This window comes from Sphingomonas sp. ABOLG (genome assembly GCF_003950435.1).
Classification (GTDB): Bacteria; Pseudomonadota; Alphaproteobacteria; order Sphingomonadales; family Sphingomonadaceae; genus Sphingomonas; species Sphingomonas panaciterrae.
The window spans coordinates 26565-42872 of sequence record NZ_QQWW01000009.1; the positions used below are offsets into that span (position 1 = coordinate 26565).

A 16308-nucleotide genomic window follows, 5' to 3' on the forward strand; every position below is an offset into this window, starting at 1 on the left:
CCGCACAGGCGAACGGCCAGGAAGTCCCGGCTAGAGGACTGAACTAGGGAGAGAAGTGCTCGGCTAGAAGCACGTCGTCAGCTTAAGGATCGATCGTTAAGATCGTGCTAACGAATGCCCGGCACCTGCCCGTCGGATCAGCCGGCAAGCTCCTCAACGGGAACGGGAAACACAGTCGAGCAAAAGGCGCAATCGACCCCGATCACCCCGTTCTCATCCGCCATGGCGAGACGTTCGTCGTGGGGGAACTTCGCCAACACGCCGCGGATGTGCTCCAGGGTGCACCGGCAGCCGCGCGAAAGGGCGGTATCCGCAAGGACGCGAACCTCATCCTCCTCGTTGAACAGGCGCCACAGCAGCGTTTCGAGCGGTAGCGACGTATCGGCCAGCTCATCCGCGCCCATGGTGGCACCCAGCGCCGCCACATGCTCCCATTCAGGATGATCGAGCTTGGTATGGAGACGCGCGCGACCTTCTTCGCCCTCGGGAAGATGCTGAAGCAGCAGGCCGCCGGCGACGCAGCGCCCGTCCTGCTTGGCAAAGCCGACGCGGACCTGCGTGGGGATCTGCTCGGACTGGGCGAAATAACTCTGCACGGCATCGGCGAGGCGATCGCCATCGAGCGGAACGATGCCCTGGTAGCGCTCCTTGGTGGTCGCCAGATCGAAGGTGATCGCGAGATAGGCCTGGCCGAACAAATCCACGAGCGCCGGATCTTTCGGGGCGGCCGCCAACAGGTCGGCATCGAACTGCACGTAACCGCGAATTTCGCCGCCCCGATAATCGCAGACGAGCAAGCGAACGACGCCCGTCTCGCTCTGGGTCTGGAGCGTCAGCTGACCGTTGGCGTCCTTCAATGTCGCGCCGACCAAGGCGGTGACGGTCAGCGCCTCTGCCAAAAGCGATTCGATGACCGGCGGATAGGCGTGGGCGGCGAGGATTTCGTCGAGCACCGGGCCGAGGCGCACCATCCGGCCGCGGGCATTCTGGCCCGGGATGGTGAAGCCAATCGCGCGGTCAAAATCAGGTTTGACGGTCTGCATGCTGTTCATTCAAGCCTTGCCCGCTGCAACTCCGCCCACGCAAGCGTGAGCGCCCTAGCCAATCCGGGGAGAACGGGAATGGCAGCCTAGATGGTGCGGGAGAAGATCGGGATCAACCGATCTGGCCCAAGCACCAGCGCAGAATGGATTTTTGCGCGTGCAGCCGGTTTTCCGCCTCTGCCCAGATCAGCGATTGCGGACCATCGATGACGTCGGGCGTCACCTCTTCCCCGCGGTGCGCGGGGAGGCAGTGGAGGAACTTCGCATCGGGCTTGGCGGCCGCCATCAGCGCGGCATCGACCTGGAACGGCATCATGGCCGCGAGCTTGGTGTCGGCATGCGCCTGGCCCATCGAGATCCAGGTGTCGGTGACGACGATATCGGCGCCTTCGACGGCCTCGCGCGCATTAATGACGACCTTTGCGCGGCCCTTGCCGAGCGCAAGGTCTTCTTCCGACGGCTGATAGCCCTGTGGGCAGGCAGCGACGACATCGAACTGCATCAGCCCAGCCGCCTCGACGATGGATGCCAGGACGTTGTTGCCGTCGCCGAGCCACGCGACTTTCAGGCCTGGGAGCGACTTGCCCTGTTCGATGATGGTGAGGAGGTCGGCCGCGATCTGACACGGATGCGACGCGTCGGTGAGGCCGTTGATGACCGGGACGCTGGCGTAATGCGCCATTTCCTCGACCTTGGCGTGATCGTCGGTGCGGATCATGATCGCGTCGACATAGCCGGAGAGGACCCGTGCGGTGTCGGCCACCGTCTCGCCCCGGCCGAGCTGCATCTGGCCCGCTTCCATCACGATCGACTGGCCGCCGAGCTGGCGCACCGCCATGTCGAAGGAGACACGGGTGCGGGTGGAATTCTTCTCGAAGATCATCGCCAGGACGTGACCGGCGAGCGGGGCGTCGGCGTCCACGCGGCCCTTGGTCCAGCCGGCGCGGGCCTTCTTGCGATCGAGCGCGTCCGCGAGAATGGCGGCGAGGCCATCGGCACCGGCGTCCGACAGGTTCAAGAAATGGCGGGTCACTTCAGCTCCTCCAATGGCCTCATGCGCATCATGGGTGGCCGCTATCCGGCGAAAATCGGCCTCGATCCAAACAGGCGCGGCCAGATCCGTCCGAACGGCTCCGGCGCATGGCACCGGAGCCTTTTCCATCAATCGTCGCTGGCGGGAACGTAGACGCGCGCCGCCTCGCTGAGCTTCTCGATACACTCGGCAATGTGGCTTTCGTCGATCACCAGCGGCGGCAGAACGCGCACGACATTCTCGCCGGCCGAGACCAGCAGCAGGCCATGGTTGTCGCGGGCGAATTCAACGAAGCGGCGGCTGTCGCTCTTGAGCTTCAGGCCGAGCATCAGGCCGTGGCCGCGCACGCTGTCGAACAGGTGATCGTGGTTGGGGATCATCTGTTCGAGGCCCGAGCGCAGCCGCTCACCCATCTGGGTCACGCGATCGAGGAAGCCGTCTTCGAGGATCACGTCGAGCACCGCCTCACCCGCGGCCATCGCCAGCGGGTTGCCGCCATAGGTAGAGCCGTGCGTGCCGATCACCATGCCCTTGGCCGCTTCCTCGGTAGCGAGGCAGGCGCCGAGCGGGAAGCCGCCGCCGATGCCCTTGGCCGATGCCATGATGTCGGGCGTGATGCCGTAGAGTTCGTGCGCGAACAGCTTGCCGGTGCGGCCATAGCCCGCCTGCACCTCATCGAGGACCAGCAGCAGGCCGTGTTCGTCGCACGCCTTGCGCAGGCCCTTGAGGAATTCGGGCGTCGCGGCGCGGATGCCGCCTTCGCCCTGGATCGGTTCGACCAGGAAGCCGGCGGTGTTTTCATCGATCAGCGCCAGCGCGCCTTCGAGATCGTTGAACTCGGCGTACTTAAACCCGGGTAGCAGCGGTTCGAAGCCGTCACGCATCTTGGCCTGGTTGGTGGCCGAGATGGTGCCCATGGTGCGGCCGTGGAACGCCATCGAGAAGGTGATGAGGTCGTGGCGCTGCGGATTGCCATTGGCGAAGTGATAGCGGCGCGCGGTCTTGATCGCACATTCCACCGCCTCGGCGCCCGAATTGGTGAAGAACACCGTGTCGGCGAAGGTGTTGTCGACCAGACGCTGCGCGAACTGTTCACCCTGCGGGCTGCCGTAGAGGTTGCTGACGTGCATCAGCGTGGCGGCCTGATCGGCGATCGCCTTCACCAGTTTCGGATGGCCATGGCCGAGCGCGTTCACCGCGATGCCGCTGGCGAAATCCAGGAAACGGCGGCCATCCTCGCTGATCAGATGGCACCCCTCGCCTCGCACTGGCCGCACCCCGCAGCGGGGATAAACGGGCATCAGGGCGGTGATCGACACGGGGCGTCTCCTTGAAAGAGCAAGGGCGGCCCAACAGGGACCGCCCTGACGCCCTGATACGGATTCGGTGCCGGGGGCGTCAACACCGTGAAAGGCGTGACGCCATAACCGGCGGATCAGCCCTTCGCCGCGTCCAGAGCCTGCGCCAGATCGGCGAGGATATCGTCGATATGTTCGAGCCCGATCGAGAGGCGGACGTAGCCAGCGGACACGCCGGTCGCGAACTGTTCCTCCTCCGACAATTGCGAATGGGTGGTGGAGGCGGGATGGATCGCGAGGCTGCGTGCGTCGCCGATGTTGGCGACATGGTAGAACAATTGCAGCGCATCGATGAAGCGGCGGCCGCCGTCGCGACCGCTGGCAAGCTCGATCCCGATCAGGCCGCCCAGACCCCCGGTGAGGTAGCGATCGGCACGGGCGCGCTGCTTCCCCTCCTGAACCGAGGGGTGGATGATGCGGGTGACGTCCGGGCGGCCCTTCAGGAAATCGACCACCTTCAGCGCATTGTCGCAATGGCGCGGCATGCGCAGCGGCAGCGTTTCCAGCCCCTGAAGGATCTGGAAGGCGTTGAACGGTGAGAGCGCGGCGCCGAGATCACGCAACAGCACGGTGCGGGCGCGTAGCGCATAAGCGATCGGGCCGAGCGGCTTTGCCGCCTCCGCCCAGACGGCGCCGTGATAGCTGGGATCGGGCGTGTTGAGCAGCGGCTGACGCTCAGGATAGGCCGACCAGTCGAAATTGCCGCCGTCGACGATCATGCCGCCGATCGAGGTCCCATGGCCGCCGATATATTTGGTGGTCGAATAGACGACGATCGCCGCGCCATGATCGAGCGGGCGGGCAAGCAGCGGGGCGGCGGTATTGTCTACGATGAGCGGGATGCCGAGCTCACGCCCCGCGGCGGCAATCTCCGCCAGCGGTGAGACAACCAGCTTCGGATTGGGCAAAGTCTCGACATACCAGGCGCGGGTGCGATCGTCGGAGGCAGCGGCGAAGGCGCCCGGGTCGCTCGGATCGACGAAACGGGTCTCGATCCCCATGTCGCGCAGCGTGTTGGCGAAGAGATTGTAGGTACCGCCGTAGAGGTCGGTCGCGCTGACGATATTGTCGCCGGCGCGGGCAAGGTTCTGCACCGCATAGGCCGACGCTGCCTGCCCCGAGGCGACCGCGACCGCCGCCGCGCCGCCCTCGATCGCGGCGATCCGCTGTTCGAGGATGTCGGTCGTCGGGTTGCCGATGCGGGTGTAGATGTTGCCGAGTTCCTGCAGTGCGAACAGCCCGGCGGCATGATCGGCATCGCGGAACTGGTAGGAGGTCGTCTGGAAGATCGGCGGTGCCACCGACCCGGTGGCGGGGTCCGCGCGCCAACCGGCATGCAGCGCCAGCGTTTCCGGACGGTAATTGGCCTTGCTCACGAACACTCTCCCTTGGCTTGGTTGCAGACAGGCTATCGCCTCGCGCCGCGATCGCGAACCTAGAAAGGGTTTCGATCCCCCAAGATGGTATCGCCGTGACGCCAGACCGAGTGGCGTGTGCGACGATCCCCCCTTCCCCGGCGATGCCCGGCCGGAGTATCGATGTGTGTTAAGTGATCAACACAGACGAATGGAGCATGTCACATGGCCGGTCCCTGGTCCCATCACGCCCGCACCGGGCTGTCGGACGATATCGATTTCGAGATCAAGGGACAGGAATTGCAGTTCGTCGAGATCGAACTGGACCCCGGCGAAAGCGCGGTCGCCGAGGCGGGGGCCTTCGTGTGGAAGGATGCCTCGATCGAGATGACCACCGTCTTCGGTGATGGGTCCGGCGGCAGTGATGGCGGGTTCATGGGCAAGCTGCTGGGGGCGGGCAAGCGCCTCGTCACCGGTGAAAGCCTGTTCACCACCGTCTTCACCCATCGCGGATCGGGCAAGGCGCGGGTCGCCTTCGCCAGCCCGACGCCGGGGACGATCCTGCCGATCCGCCTCGCTGACCTGGGCGGCACGCTGATCTGCCAGAAGGACAGCTTCCTTGCGGCGGCGAAGGGCGTGTCGATCGGCGTCGCGTTCCAGCGGCGGATGATGACCGGGCTGTTCGGCGGCGAAGGCTTCATCATGCAGAAGCTGGAGGGCGATGGCTGGGTGTTCGTTCAGATGGGCGGCACGCTGGTGGAGCGCGAGCTTGCCCCCGGCGAGCAATTGCACGTCGATACCGGCTGCCTTGCCGCGTTCACGCCGTCAGTCGATTTCGATCTGGAGATGGTGCGCGGCGTGAAGAGCATGATCTTCGGCGGCGAGGGCATGTTCTATGCGCGGCTGACCGGGCCGGGCAAAGTGTGGGTCCAGTCGCTGCCCTTCGCACGGCTTGCGGGCCGGATGATGGCCGCAGCGCAGGGCGGCGGCGGCAACCGTGGCGAAGGATCGGCGCTGGGCGGGTTTGGCGATTTCATCGGCGGCAATCGCTAGCCGCGCAACCGGGGCGGCGACCGGCGTCGCCCCGCGATTTTCGGGAGGTAGCCATGCTGGATCATGTGAGCATTGCGGTGGGCGACATGCGGCGCTCGCTCGCCTTCTATGACAAGGCGCTGGCGCCGCTCGGCATCACGCGGGTCATGGTGCAGGGCGGCAGCGAAGAGTTGCCCGACCAGGTGGGCTATGGCGTCGGACCCAAGCCGTTCCTGTGGATCGCCAAGGGACGGGCGATCAGCGGCGCCATCCATATCGCGGTTGCGGCCCCCGACTGGGCCAGCGTTGACGCCTTTCACGCGGCGGCGCTGGCGGCCGGCGGGCAGGACAATGGCGCGCCCGGCCTGCGGCCCCATTACCATCCGGGCTATTACGCTGCCTTCGTGCTCGATCCCGACGGGTGCAATCTGGAGGCCGTCCACCACAGTTTCTGAGGCGTGGCGGGCGGCCCCCGATGCTCAGCCGGCGGCGGCGTCGATCACCGCGGCGGTCATGCGCGAGAGGCAGATGAGCTTGCCCGCATCATCCTCGATCCGGATCGTCCAGACCTGAGTCGTGCGGCCGAGCTGCTCCGCCTTCGCGGTGGCGTGGACATAGCCGTCGCGCGCGGCGCGCACGTGATTGGCGTTGATGTCGAGCCCGACCGTCACCTTGCCGTCGGGCACGGCCATCGCGCCGGCGACCGATGCGACCGTTTCGGCCAGCACCACCGAGGCGCCGCCGTGGAGGCGGCCGAAGGGCTGATGCACCTTCTTGCCGACCGGCATTCGCGCGCGCAGCCAGTCATCGCCGTGATCGGTGAACTCGATCTCCAGCAGCCCGGGGAGGACGCCCTCCCCCAACGTGTTGAGCTGCGCGAGGTCGATCGGGCGGGTCCAGATCGCCATCAGTAGGACCGTCCGATCAGCACGCGCTCGACCGCCGGGCCGCCGGTGAAGATGCAGGGTGCGCCGGGGTGGCCGGTCTGTCCCATCGGTGCGTTGCGGATGGTGAGCTTCAGCGCCTTCAGCCGCTCGACCACCTTGTCGAGTTCGGCGCCGGTCGGGCGCGACCAGGCGACGTCGGCCCAGCCGGGCTTCGCCGCGCTGTCGGCGAACATCGCCTCGACGCCGGCCCAGTCATCGACCGGGCTGATGCTGGCCTTCAGCCGCTCGGACGCCTCCTTGTGGAGCGCGACCTGGATATCCTCGAGCATTGCGCCGGCCTGTTCGACGAACGTGTCCTGCGTGACGATCGCGCTGTCGAGCTTGCCATCCTCGCGATAGAGGCGATCGCGACGGACGACCGAGACGTTGCCGCCGGCCATGTCGCGTGGGCCGACCTCGACAATGATCGGGGCGCCCTTCTTCACCCAGCCCCAACGCTTCGTCGCGGCCTTGGCGGGCTTCAGGTCGAGCAGCGCGCGGACCGGCTCGCCGAGCGCGGTCTGCTTCGCGAGCGACGCCTGCAGCGCCTTGCAATAATCGACCAGCTCCGCGTCCTCCGGCTTGTCGCGCAGCATGGGGACGATCACGATCTGCCACGGCGCGATGCGCGGCGGCACGCGCAGGCCATCGTCGTCGCCATGCACCATGATGACGCCGCCGATCATTCGGGTCGAGACGCCCCAGCTGGTGGTGTTGGCGTATTCGAGCTCGCCGTTCGCATTCTGGAAGCGGATGTTCTGCGCATGGGCGAAATTGGTGCCGAGGAAGTGGCTGGTGCCCGCCTGGAGCGCCTTGCCGTCCTGCATCATCGCCTCGATCGAATAGGTCGCGACGGCGCCGGGGAAACGCTCATTCTCCGGCTTCTCGCCAGCGACGATCGGGAGCGCGAGGCAGTTTTCGGCGAAGTCGCGATAGACCTCGAGCATCTTGAGCGTCTCGTCGCGCGCCTCATCGGCGGTGGCGTGGGCGGTATGCCCTTCCTGCCAGAGGAATTCGCTGGTGCGCAGGAACATGCGGGTGCGCATTTCCCAGCGGACGACATTGGCCCATTGATTGATGAGCACGGGGAGATCGCGCCACGACTGCACCCAGCGCGAGAAAGCGGTGCCGATCACCGTCTCGCTGGTGGGGCGGACGACCAGCGGCTCCTCCAGCTTCGCCTCGGGGTCCGGCGTCAGGCCGCCCTTGCCGTCGGCGACGAGGCGATGGTGGGTGACGACCGCCATCTCCTTCGCAAAGCCTTCGACATGCTCGGCCTCCTTCTCGAAATAGGAGAGCGGGATGAAGAGCGGGAAGTAGCAATTCTCATGGCCGGTCGCCTTGATGCGATCGTCGAGCAGGCGCTGGATTCGTTCCCAGATGCCATAGCCCCACGGCCGGATGACCATGCAGCCGCGCACGCCCGATTCCTCCGCGAGGTCGGCTTCCGAAATGACGGCCTGGTACCAGGCGGCGAAATCCGCCTCGCGCGTGACGGGGAGTGCATGCTTGATCATCAGGCGCGGATAGCTTCTCGCGCGGTCGCTCGCTAGGGCCTGTTCCAATGGGTCAGGATAACGTTGTTCGCGCCATCGGCCTGCGCCTTACGTCCGTCGCGCTGTTTGCGACGATGAACGCGGTGATCAAGGTGGCGGAGGCTGAGGGTGCGGGGCTGGGCGAGATCCTGTTCTGGCGGCAATTCGGCGCGGCTTTGCTGGTGGTGTCGATCGTCGGGACGGGGCCGGGATTTGCCTCGCTCAAGACGCAACGGTTCGGGGCGCATGTGCTTCGCTGCGTGATCGGGCTGACGGCGATGACGCTGACCTTCTGGACGTTGCTGCTGCTGCCGCTGGCGGAGGCGACGACGCTGGGGTTCTCGATGCCGATCTTTGCCACGGTGCTGGGCGCGTTGTTGCTGCACGAAGCGACCGGGTGGCGTCGCTGGGCGGCGGTGCTGGCGGGGTTCGTCGGGGTGCTGATCGTGACTCAGCCGGGGGACGGACATATCCCGCCGCTGGGCATCGCGACCGGGCTTGGCGCGGCGTTCGGCACCGCGTGCATCTCCATCCTGCTGCGGACGCTGGGCAAGTCGGAGGCGGGGCTGACCACCGTGTTCTGGTTTTCCACGCTGTCGCTGGTGCCGCTGTCGGTGGTGTACGCCGTGTCGGTGAAGGCGCATCCGCCGCTGGTGTGGGTGCTGCTGCTTGCGATCGGCCTGCTGGGCGGGGTGGCGCAGATCGCGATGACGCGATCGCTGCAACTGGGTGACGTCAGCCTGGTGGTGCCGATGGATTATACCGCGCTGCTGTGGGCGACGCTGTTCGGCTGGCTGGTGTTCGGGATGCTGCCGGTGCCGAGCACGTGGCTGGGCGCGCCGATCATCATCGCATCGGGCCTTTACATCGTGTGGCGCGAGCATGTGCGGCGGCAGAAGGAGACGAAGGGCGCGATTTCGATGGAGTGACGGCTTGCGGGGATGGTGATGATCGGACACCTAGCCTGACATGCCCTTCGTCACCTCGCTGGCGCTTGTCGCCGCCGCCGTCGCCCCTGCCCCTGCCGCCACCGCCGCGGATGCCGCCTTTGACGCCATCTGGCGCGCGGAATGGGCGTGGCGACAAAGCGAGGGACTGGCGGATGCTGGCCCGGGCGTGGTGGATGACCGCCTGCCCGACGTGTCCGCCGAGGCGCACGCCAGGCGGCTCGCTTATTGGAAGGGGACGCTGGCGAAGCTCGACGCGGTGGATACCAAGCGGCTGTCGCCCGACACGCTGATCGACTGGCAGGTCTATCGCGCGCAGATCGCCGCGCTGATCGATGAGGAGCAGTTCCGCGAGTGGGAGAAGCCGCTGAACGGCGACAGCGCGTTCTGGAGCGACCTGCATTATACCGCGCGCGGCAGCTTCGCCGGGGGCGAGAAGGATTACCGCCGCTATCTGAGCTGGCTGCGCACCATGCCGCGCTACCTGGGCCAGCAGACCGACAATATGCGGCTGGGCCTGAAGCGCGGCTTCACCCCGCCCGCCATCATCATGCAGGGGCGCGACAAGGCGGTGGAGACGATCGCGACGGCGACCGACCCGACGACGGTGGTCTATTACCAGCCGTTCGCCAAGCTGCCCGCCTCCATCCCGGCCGATCGCCGTGCGGCGTTGCAGGCCGAGGCGCGCGCGATCATCGCGGACGAGATCGTGCCGGCGCACAAGACGCTGCTGACGTTCCTGCGCGGCGAATATTTCCCGGGCATGACCGACGAGCTGGCGGCGACGCGCTATGACAATGGCCAGGCCTATTACCGCAGCCGGATCCGCGCCTTTACCACGCTGGACATGACGCCCGACGCGATCCACGCGCTGGGCCTCGCCGAGATCGCCAAGATCCGCGCCGAGATGGAGCAGGTGAAGAAGGACGCAAAGTTCGACGGCGACCTGCCGGGGTTCCTGAAGTTCCTGCGCACCGACCCGCAATTCTACCCCAAGACCGCCGACGAGCTGATGAAGGAGGCGGCGTGGCACGCGAAGCGTTTCGACGCGATGGCGGGCAAGTGGTTCGGCCGGCTGCCGCGGCAGCGGTTCGCGATCATCGAGGTGCCGCCCGATATCGCGCCCTTCTACACCGCCGGGCGTGGTGGACCGGGAACGTATCTGGTCAACACCTATGACCTGCCGTCACGGCCGCTGTTCCAGCTGCCCGCGCTGACGCTGCATGAAAGTGCGCCCGGCCATGCGTTCCAGATGCCGCTGTCGATCGAGAACATCACGCTGAAGCCGTTCCGACGCAACAGCTATATCTCCGCCTTCGGTGAAGGATGGGCGCTGTACACCGAGCGGCTGGGCGACGAGATGGGTTTCTATCGCACGCCCTTTGAGCGGTTCGGGATGCTGTCGTATCAGGCGTGGCGCGCGGCGCGGCTGGTGATCGATACGGGTATCCACGCCAAGGGCTGGACCCGCGACCAGGCGCTGCAATATTTCCGCGAGAATACCGCGCTGAGCGAGCATGAGATCACGACCGAGGTCGATCGCTACATCGGCTGGCCGGGACAGGCGCTGAGCTATTACCTGGGCCAGCTGGCGGTGCAGCGATCGCGCGCCAAGGCGGAGAAGGCGCTGGGCGACCGGTTCGACATCCGCAACTTCCACGATCTGGTGCTGAGCCTTGGCAGCGTGCCGATCCCGGTGCTGGAGGCGCGGGTCGATCGCTTCATCGCGGAAGGGGGACCATCGCCCTACCCCAAGGAACCCGCCGCCTGACGCCGAGCGTTTAGCCCGGCATGGATGACAATCTGGCGCTGGGCCTAAAACGGTCGGCCGAAATGGCCGCGGTGTTCATGATCGGCGACGGCCTGCTCGGGCTGCTGCAGCCCAAGCGGCATGTCGCGCTGTGGCGATCGGAGGTCGACGCGGTCGACGCGCTGGTCCGCCCGTTCGGCGGCCTTCCCGGACGGCGGCGGCTGTACGGGCTGGCGCAGATCGGCGCGGGGATCGTGCTGGCGGCGTCGCTCAGGCCGAAGCGGAACAGCGACTGACGGTTGTCCGATCGGCCGGCGTGCTGATCAGGAGACGATCGCGATGAGGCCGGCGAGCGTGACGGCAAGCGCGATGCCGAACAGGATCAGCCACGGCCGCAAGGACTGCCCACGCCGCACGCGGCGCACCATCCCGATGGTGCCAAGCAGCGCACCGAGCGCCATCGAGATCGGCACCACGCCGCCAAGCATTGCGATGCCGGGCTTGGGATCATCGTTAAGCGGCGGCAGGCGCAGCACATTGTGCCACAGGTGAACGAAGAGCAGCGCGGCGAGCAGCCCCAGCGCCGCGCCGCCGACAAGGCCGGCGGTGCCCGCCAGCACCGCCCTGCCCGTCATTTACTCGGCCGCCTCGCTGGTGACGACCGGCGGCTTCCACACCAGCTTCGGCTTGCGCGCGGCCAGCGTCTCGTCGAGGCGGCTGCGCGGCGCGAAATGCGGCGCGGTCTTGAGGCTCTGGTCACCGGCCTTGGCGCGTTCGGCCACCGAGCGCAGCGCGCCGATGAACTGATCGAGCGCGGCCTTGGATTCGGTCTCGGTCGGCTCGACCAGCATCGCGCCATGGACGACCAGCGGAAAATACATGGTCATCGGGTGGAAGCCCTCGTCAATCAGCGCCTTGGCGACGTCGATCGTCGAGAAGCCTTCGGGGAAGCCTTCGTCCGAGAAGATCGCCTCGTGCATGCACGGGCCGGAGAAGGCGAACGGCGCGTCGAGCGTGTCCTCGAGGCTGCGCAGGACGTAATTGGCGTTGAGCACCGCATCCTCGGCGACCTGACGCAGGCCGTCGGCGCCGTGGCTGAGGATATAGGTCAGCGCGCGGGTGAACATGCCCATCTGGCCGTGGAAGGCGGTCATGCGGCCGAACGTGTCGGGGTGATCGTCGCCCGCCGTCTCTTCCTCGATCAGCGCGATATGGCCGTCCTTCATCCGCGCGGTGAAGGGCAGCGGGCCGAACGGCGCCAGCGCCTCCGACAATACGGTCGGGCCGGAGCCCGGGCCGCCGCCGCCATGCGGGGTGGAGAAGGTCTTGTGCAGGTTGATGTGCATCGCATCGACGCCAAGGTCGCCCGGACGCACGCGACCGACGATCGCGTTGAAGTTCGCGCCGTCGCAATAGACGTAGGCGCCGGCGGCATGGACCGCATCGGAGATCGCCTTCAGATCACGCTCGAACAGGCCGCAAGTGTTGGGGTTGGTGATCATCACCGCCGCGACATCCGGGCCGAGCCGCGCCTTCAGCGCCTCGGTATCGACGCGGCCTTCCGGCGTTGCGGGGATGTCCTCCACGCTGAAGCCGGCGAAGGCGGCCGTCGCGGGGTTGGTGCCGTGGGCGCTTTCGGGGACCAGCACGACCTTGCGATGGCCCTCGCCACGCTTCTCCAGCGCCGCCTTGATGCACAGGATGCCGCACAGCTCGCCATGCGCGCCGGCCTTGGGGCTCATCGCGACGCCGTGCATGCCGGTCAGCTCGATCAGCCACACCGCCAGTTCGTTGATGACGCCGAGCGCGCCCTGCACCGTATCGACCGGCTGGAGCGGGTGAACGTCCGCAAAGCCCGGCAGGCGCGCCATCTTCTCATTGAGGCGCGGGTTGTGCTTCATCGTGCACGAGCCGAGCGGGAAGAGGCCGAGGTCGATGGCGTAATTCTGCCGGCTGAGGCGCGTATAATGGCGCACCGTCTCCGGCTCGCTGAGGCCCGGCAGGCCGATCGGCGCGGTGCGCGCGAGATTGCCGAGGCGCGCGGTGGAAACGTCGCCGCCAGCGAAGTCGACGCCGGTGGTCTGATCATCGCCGATCTCGAAGATCAGCGCCTCTTCGAGCATCAGCGCCTTGTTGCCGGTGAAGGTGGCGGGGGCGCCGCCTTCATTTGCCTGGGGGGACGTGGGCTTCCAGCCGCTCTGGTTGATGGTCATGCCAGCACCTCCTGAAGCGCGGTCGCCAGCGCCTCGATATCCTCGTCGGTCACGGTTTCGGTCACCGCCACTACCAGGCCATTCTCCAATGCGCCTTCGCCCGGATAGAGCCGGCCGAGCGATACGCCGGCGAGCACGCCGCGATCGGCGAGCGTGCGCACCAGCGGGCGCGCCTCCTGGCCGAGATCGAGCGTGAATTCGTTGAAGAAGCTGTCGTTGACGAGCCGCACGCCCGGCACCTTCGCGAAGCGGTCGGCGGCGCGGCAGGCCTGGGCGTGGTTGATCCCGGCGAGCCGGCGAAGGCCAGCCTCACCCAGCAGCGTCATGTGGATCGAGAAGGCCAGCGCGCAGAGGCCGGAGTTGGTGCAGATGTTGCTGGTCGCCTTCTCACGGCGGATGTGCTGCTCACGCGTGGAGAGCGTCAGCACGAAGCCGCGGCGGCCGTCGGCGTCCACCGTCTCGCCGCACAGTCGGCCGGGCATCTGGCGGACATATTTGTCCTTGCAGCCGAACAGGCCGACGTACGGTCCGCCGAACTGGAGGCCGACACCGATCGACTGGCCCTCGCCGACGACGATATCGGCGTCCATCTCACCCGGCGACTTGACCGCACCCAGCGCCACCGGCTCGGTGACGACGGCGATCAGCAGCGCCTTCTTCGCGTGGCACGCGTCAGCCAGCGGCCGGAGATCGGTGATGCGGCCGAGGATGTCGGGGTACTGCACGACGACGCAACTGGTGTCGTCATCGATGCTGGCGATCAGCGCGTCGACGTCCGTCTCTGCGGTCAGTGCAGGGACCGAGGTTTCGAGCGAGTCGCCGGTGTATTTCGCCATCGTCCTGGCGACGGAGACGTAATGCGGGTGGAGGCCGCCCGACAGGATCGCCTTGGCGCGCTTGGTAATGCGGCGCGCCATGCCGATCGCTTCCCAGCAGGCGGTGGAGCCGTCGTACATCGATGCGTTGGCCACATCGGTCCCCAGCAGGCGCGCGACCTGCGTCTGGAACTCGAACAGCATCTGCAGCGTGCCCTGCGCGATTTCCGGCTGATAGGGCGTGTAGGCGGTCAGGAACTCACCGCGCTGGATCAGGTGATCGACGCTGGCGGGGACATGGTGGCGGTACGCGCCGCAGCCCAGGAAGAACGGCGCCTCGCCCGCGGACAGATTCTGCCGAGCGAGCTTCGTCATGTGGCGTTCGACCGCCAGCTCGCTCGCGTGCGCGGGGAGGTTCGCGATCGGGCCGGACAGGCGCGCGGATTCGGGCACGTCGACGAACAGGTCATCGATCGAGCCGGCGCCGATGACGGCGAGCATCTCGCGACGGTCGTGGTCGGTAAGCGGTAGGTAGCGCATTCGATACACTCCTCCCCTCCCTCGCGAGGAAGAGGCTGCTGGATCGGAGTCTCACCGCACCAAGCGCGTGCGGAGAGGCCCCACCCCAACCCCTCCCCTGAAGCGGGAGGGGCCAGTCTGGATCAGAGCTTGGCGACGAACGCCTCGTAGGCGGTTTCGTCCATCAGGCCGTCGAGCTGCGACGCGTCGGACAGCGTCAGCTTGAAGAACCAGCCCTCACCCTCGGGATCGGTGTTCACCAGGCCCGGCTCGTCGGTGAGCGCGGCATTGCCCTCGATCACGGAGCCCGAGACCGGCGAATAGACGTCGCTGGCGGCCTTCACGCTTTCGACCACGGCGGCCTCGTCACCCTTGGCGAGCGACTTGCCGGCTTCCGGCACGTCGACGAACACGATGTCGCCGAGTTGGCCCTGCGCGTAATCGGAGATGCCGACCGTGCCGACATCACCGTCGACGTCGATCCACTCATGATCCTCGGTGAAATAACGGCTCATTTACTTCGCTCCTCGGACGTAGCGGTGGGGGACGAATGGCATGGGGGTGACGGTGGCGGCGTGAACCTTGCCACGCTGCGAAAGCTGGATGCGGGTGCCGGGCGTCGCCATCGCGAGCGGAACGTACGCCATGGCGATCGGTGCCCCGACGGTCGGCGCGAAGCCGCCGGAGGTGACGTTGCCGACGGTGTTGCCGTCCGCATCGACCACGGTCGCGCCCTCGCGCACCGGCTGGCGTCCCTCGACCAGCAGGCCGACCCGCTTGGTGACGGGGCCGTTCTCACGCTCCGCCAGGATGCGCTCGGCACCAGGGAAGCCGCCTTCCTGGCGGCGGCGCTTGAACAAGGCGAAGCCGAGGTCCGCCATTACCGGCGTCGTCTCGGGCGAGAGGTCATGGCCGTAGAGCGGCAGGCCGGCCTCGAGCCGCAGCGAATCGCGTGCGCCAAGGCCGATCGGCTTCACCTCGGGCTGCTCCAGCAGCGCATCGGCGAACGCCTCGGCAGCCTCTGCCGGGATCGAGATTTCGAAACCGTCCTCGCCGGTATAGCCCGAGCGGCTGACCCACAGATCATGCCCCTGCCAGGTGAAGGGCGCGGCCTGCATGAACACCAGCGCATCGACGCCCGGGACGAGCCGGACCAGCGCATCCACGGCCTTGGGGCCCTGAAGCGCCAGCAGCGCATGGTCCTCCATCAGGTTCAGCGTGATGTCGTCGGGCAGATGATCGAGCATGTGCGCGATGTCGTCGTACTTGGTCGCGCCGTTGACGACCATGTAGATGCGCTCGCCATCCTCGTCTGCGGGCAGGCGCGTCAGCATCAGATCGTCGAGGATGCCGCCGTTTTCGTCGAGCAGCAGCGAATAGCGCGCGCGGTTGAGCGCGAGGCCGGCGATGTCGGCGGGCATCATCGCCTCGAGCGCGGGCACCAGCCCCTCGCCGCGGAAGGTGATCTGGCCCATGTGGCTGACATCGAACAGGCCGGCGCTTTCGCGTGTCCACAGATGTTCGGCCATGATGCCTTCGAACTGCACCGGCATCCAATAGCCCGCGAATTCGACCATCCGGCCGCCATGGGCACGATGCCACGCGTCGAGCGGCAGCGTCATGGTTTCGATGATTACGTCTTCGTCGTCGTGATCGCTCATCGCGGATCGTCCGTCTTCAAGGGCGATCGTCCCGCCGTGGTGGCGAAACGAACCGGACCCCCTCTGTCACGGAACCTGAGAGCTTTCGCACGGATAACCCGTGCTTACACCTTCGGTGGGC

General features: G+C 66.8%; 16 protein-coding genes. 5 read left to right on the forward strand and 11 right to left on the reverse strand.

The genetic code is table 11. The annotated features are described in order from the left end of the window. Window positions 1-137: 137 nt before the first annotated feature. The 4 genes from CA236_RS11655 to CA236_RS11670 form a co-directional block, all read right to left on the reverse strand. Window positions 138-1052, reverse strand: a complete 915-nt coding sequence (locus tag CA236_RS11655) for an Hsp33 family molecular chaperone HslO (protein ID WP_241212625.1) — start codon at window positions 1050-1052, stop codon at window positions 138-140. 103 nt (window positions 1053-1155) lie between these two features. After that, entirely contained in the window at window positions 1156-2076 is a 921-nt protein-coding gene (gene argF, locus CA236_RS11660) for an ornithine carbamoyltransferase (protein WP_241212626.1), read from the reverse strand. A gap of 128 nt (window positions 2077-2204) precedes the next feature. Further along, a complete protein-coding gene (locus CA236_RS11665) occupies window positions 2205-3395 on the reverse strand; it encodes an aspartate aminotransferase family protein (RefSeq protein WP_125945738.1) in 1191 nt (396 codons plus the stop codon). Window positions 3396-3511: 116 nt separating this feature from the next. Beyond that, on the reverse strand, window positions 3512-4810 hold the full coding sequence (locus CA236_RS11670) for a PLP-dependent transferase (protein WP_125945739.1): 1299 nt from the start codon (window positions 4808-4810) through the stop codon (window positions 3512-3514). A gap of 204 nt (window positions 4811-5014) precedes the next feature. Here CA236_RS11670 and CA236_RS11675 point away from each other — a divergent pair, with 204 nt between their 5' ends. Together CA236_RS11675 and CA236_RS11680 are read left to right on the forward strand one after the other, a co-directional pair. Then, window positions 5015-5842, forward strand: a complete 828-nt coding sequence (locus CA236_RS11675; RefSeq protein ID WP_046410897.1) for a TIGR00266 family protein — start codon at window positions 5015-5017, stop codon at window positions 5840-5842. A 53-nt stretch (window positions 5843-5895) separates the two neighbouring features. Beyond that, window positions 5896-6276: a VOC family protein gene (locus CA236_RS11680; protein ID WP_125945740.1), complete on the forward strand. Its 381-nt coding sequence runs from the start codon at window positions 5896-5898 to the stop codon at window positions 6274-6276. Window positions 6277-6300: 24 nt separating this feature from the next. Here the strand turns inward: CA236_RS11680 and CA236_RS11685 are convergent, their stop codons facing one another. Continuing rightward, complete coding sequence (locus CA236_RS11685; protein WP_125945741.1) at window positions 6301-6729, reverse strand: hotdog fold thioesterase; 429 nt, start codon at window positions 6727-6729, stop codon at window positions 6301-6303. Beyond that, entirely contained in the window at window positions 6729-8264 is a 1536-nt protein-coding gene (gene proS, locus CA236_RS11690; RefSeq protein WP_125945742.1) for a proline--tRNA ligase, read from the reverse strand. The genes CA236_RS11685 and proS overlap by 1 nt, the downstream gene beginning before the upstream one ends. A gap of 47 nt (window positions 8265-8311) precedes the next feature. On the opposite strand from proS, the gene CA236_RS11695 reads away from it, so the two are divergent. The 3 genes from CA236_RS11695 to CA236_RS11705 are packed head-to-tail and all read left to right on the forward strand — an operon-like array spanning window position 8312 to window position 11275. Next, the gene (locus CA236_RS11695) at window positions 8312-9211 is read left to right on the forward strand and encodes a DMT family transporter (protein WP_046410901.1); all 900 of its coding nucleotides are present in this window, start codon (window positions 8312-8314) and stop codon (window positions 9209-9211) included. A 40-nt stretch (window positions 9212-9251) separates the two neighbouring features. Then, window positions 9252-11000, forward strand: a complete 1749-nt coding sequence (locus CA236_RS11700; RefSeq protein WP_125945743.1) for a DUF885 family protein — start codon at window positions 9252-9254, stop codon at window positions 10998-11000. 20 nt (window positions 11001-11020) lie between these two features. Next, window positions 11021-11275 (forward strand): hypothetical protein, encoded by a 255-nt coding sequence (locus tag CA236_RS11705; protein ID WP_125945744.1) that lies wholly within the window; start codon window positions 11021-11023, stop codon window positions 11273-11275. A gap of 27 nt (window positions 11276-11302) precedes the next feature. On the opposite strand, the gene CA236_RS11710 is transcribed toward CA236_RS11705, so the two are convergent. The 5 genes from CA236_RS11710 to gcvT all read right to left on the reverse strand — a co-directional run bounded on the left by CA236_RS11710 (window position 11303) and on the right by gcvT (window position 16187). Next, entirely contained in the window at window positions 11303-11614 is a 312-nt protein-coding gene (locus CA236_RS11710; RefSeq protein ID WP_125945745.1) for a hypothetical protein, read from the reverse strand. Then, window positions 11615-13192, reverse strand: coding sequence for an aminomethyl-transferring glycine dehydrogenase subunit GcvPB (gene gcvPB, locus CA236_RS11715; RefSeq protein WP_125945746.1), 1578 nt, complete (start codon window positions 13190-13192; stop codon window positions 11615-11617). It abuts the gene before it with no gap. Continuing rightward, window positions 13189-14547 (reverse strand): aminomethyl-transferring glycine dehydrogenase subunit GcvPA, encoded by a 1359-nt coding sequence (gcvPA, locus tag CA236_RS11720; RefSeq protein WP_125945747.1) that lies wholly within the window; start codon window positions 14545-14547, stop codon window positions 13189-13191. The genes gcvPB and gcvPA overlap by 4 nt, the downstream gene beginning before the upstream one ends. A gap of 122 nt (window positions 14548-14669) precedes the next feature. After that, entirely contained in the window at window positions 14670-15041 is a 372-nt protein-coding gene (gcvH, locus tag CA236_RS11725; RefSeq protein ID WP_125945748.1) for a glycine cleavage system protein GcvH, read from the reverse strand. After that, window positions 15042-16187, reverse strand: coding sequence for a glycine cleavage system aminomethyltransferase GcvT (gene gcvT, locus CA236_RS11730; RefSeq protein ID WP_125945749.1), 1146 nt, complete (start codon window positions 16185-16187; stop codon window positions 15042-15044). Window positions 16188-16308: the final 121 nt, after the last annotated feature.

Coding starts and splice junctions, on each gene's coding strand:
- CA236_RS11655 (WP_241212625.1), bottom strand. CDS start 1,052: ATGAACAGCATGCAGACCGTCAAACCTGATTTTGACCGCGCGATTGGC.
- CA236_RS11675 (WP_046410897.1), top strand. CDS start 5,015: ATGGCCGGTCCCTGGTCCCATCACGCCCGCACCGGGCTGTCGGACGAT.
- CA236_RS11680 (WP_125945740.1), top strand. CDS start 5,896: ATGCTGGATCATGTGAGCATTGCGGTGGGCGACATGCGGCGCTCGCTC.
- CA236_RS11685 (WP_125945741.1), bottom strand. CDS start 6,729: ATGGCGATCTGGACCCGCCCGATCGACCTCGCGCAGCTCAACACGTTG.
- proS (WP_125945742.1), bottom strand. CDS start 8,264: ATGATCAAGCATGCACTCCCCGTCACGCGCGAGGCGGATTTCGCCGCC.
- CA236_RS11695 (WP_046410901.1), top strand. CDS start 8,312: ATGGGTCAGGATAACGTTGTTCGCGCCATCGGCCTGCGCCTTACGTCC.
- CA236_RS11700 (WP_125945743.1), top strand. CDS start 9,252: ATGCCCTTCGTCACCTCGCTGGCGCTTGTCGCCGCCGCCGTCGCCCCT.
- CA236_RS11705 (WP_125945744.1), top strand. CDS start 11,021: ATGGATGACAATCTGGCGCTGGGCCTAAAACGGTCGGCCGAAATGGCC.
- CA236_RS11710 (WP_125945745.1), bottom strand. CDS start 11,614: ATGACGGGCAGGGCGGTGCTGGCGGGCACCGCCGGCCTTGTCGGCGGC.
- gcvPB (WP_125945746.1), bottom strand. CDS start 13,192: ATGACCATCAACCAGAGCGGCTGGAAGCCCACGTCCCCCCAGGCAAAT.
- gcvPA (WP_125945747.1), bottom strand. CDS start 14,547: ATGCGCTACCTACCGCTTACCGACCACGACCGTCGCGAGATGCTCGCC.
- gcvH (WP_125945748.1), bottom strand. CDS start 15,041: ATGAGCCGTTATTTCACCGAGGATCATGAGTGGATCGACGTCGACGGT.
- gcvT (WP_125945749.1), bottom strand. CDS start 16,187: ATGAGCGATCACGACGACGAAGACGTAATCATCGAAACCATGACGCTG.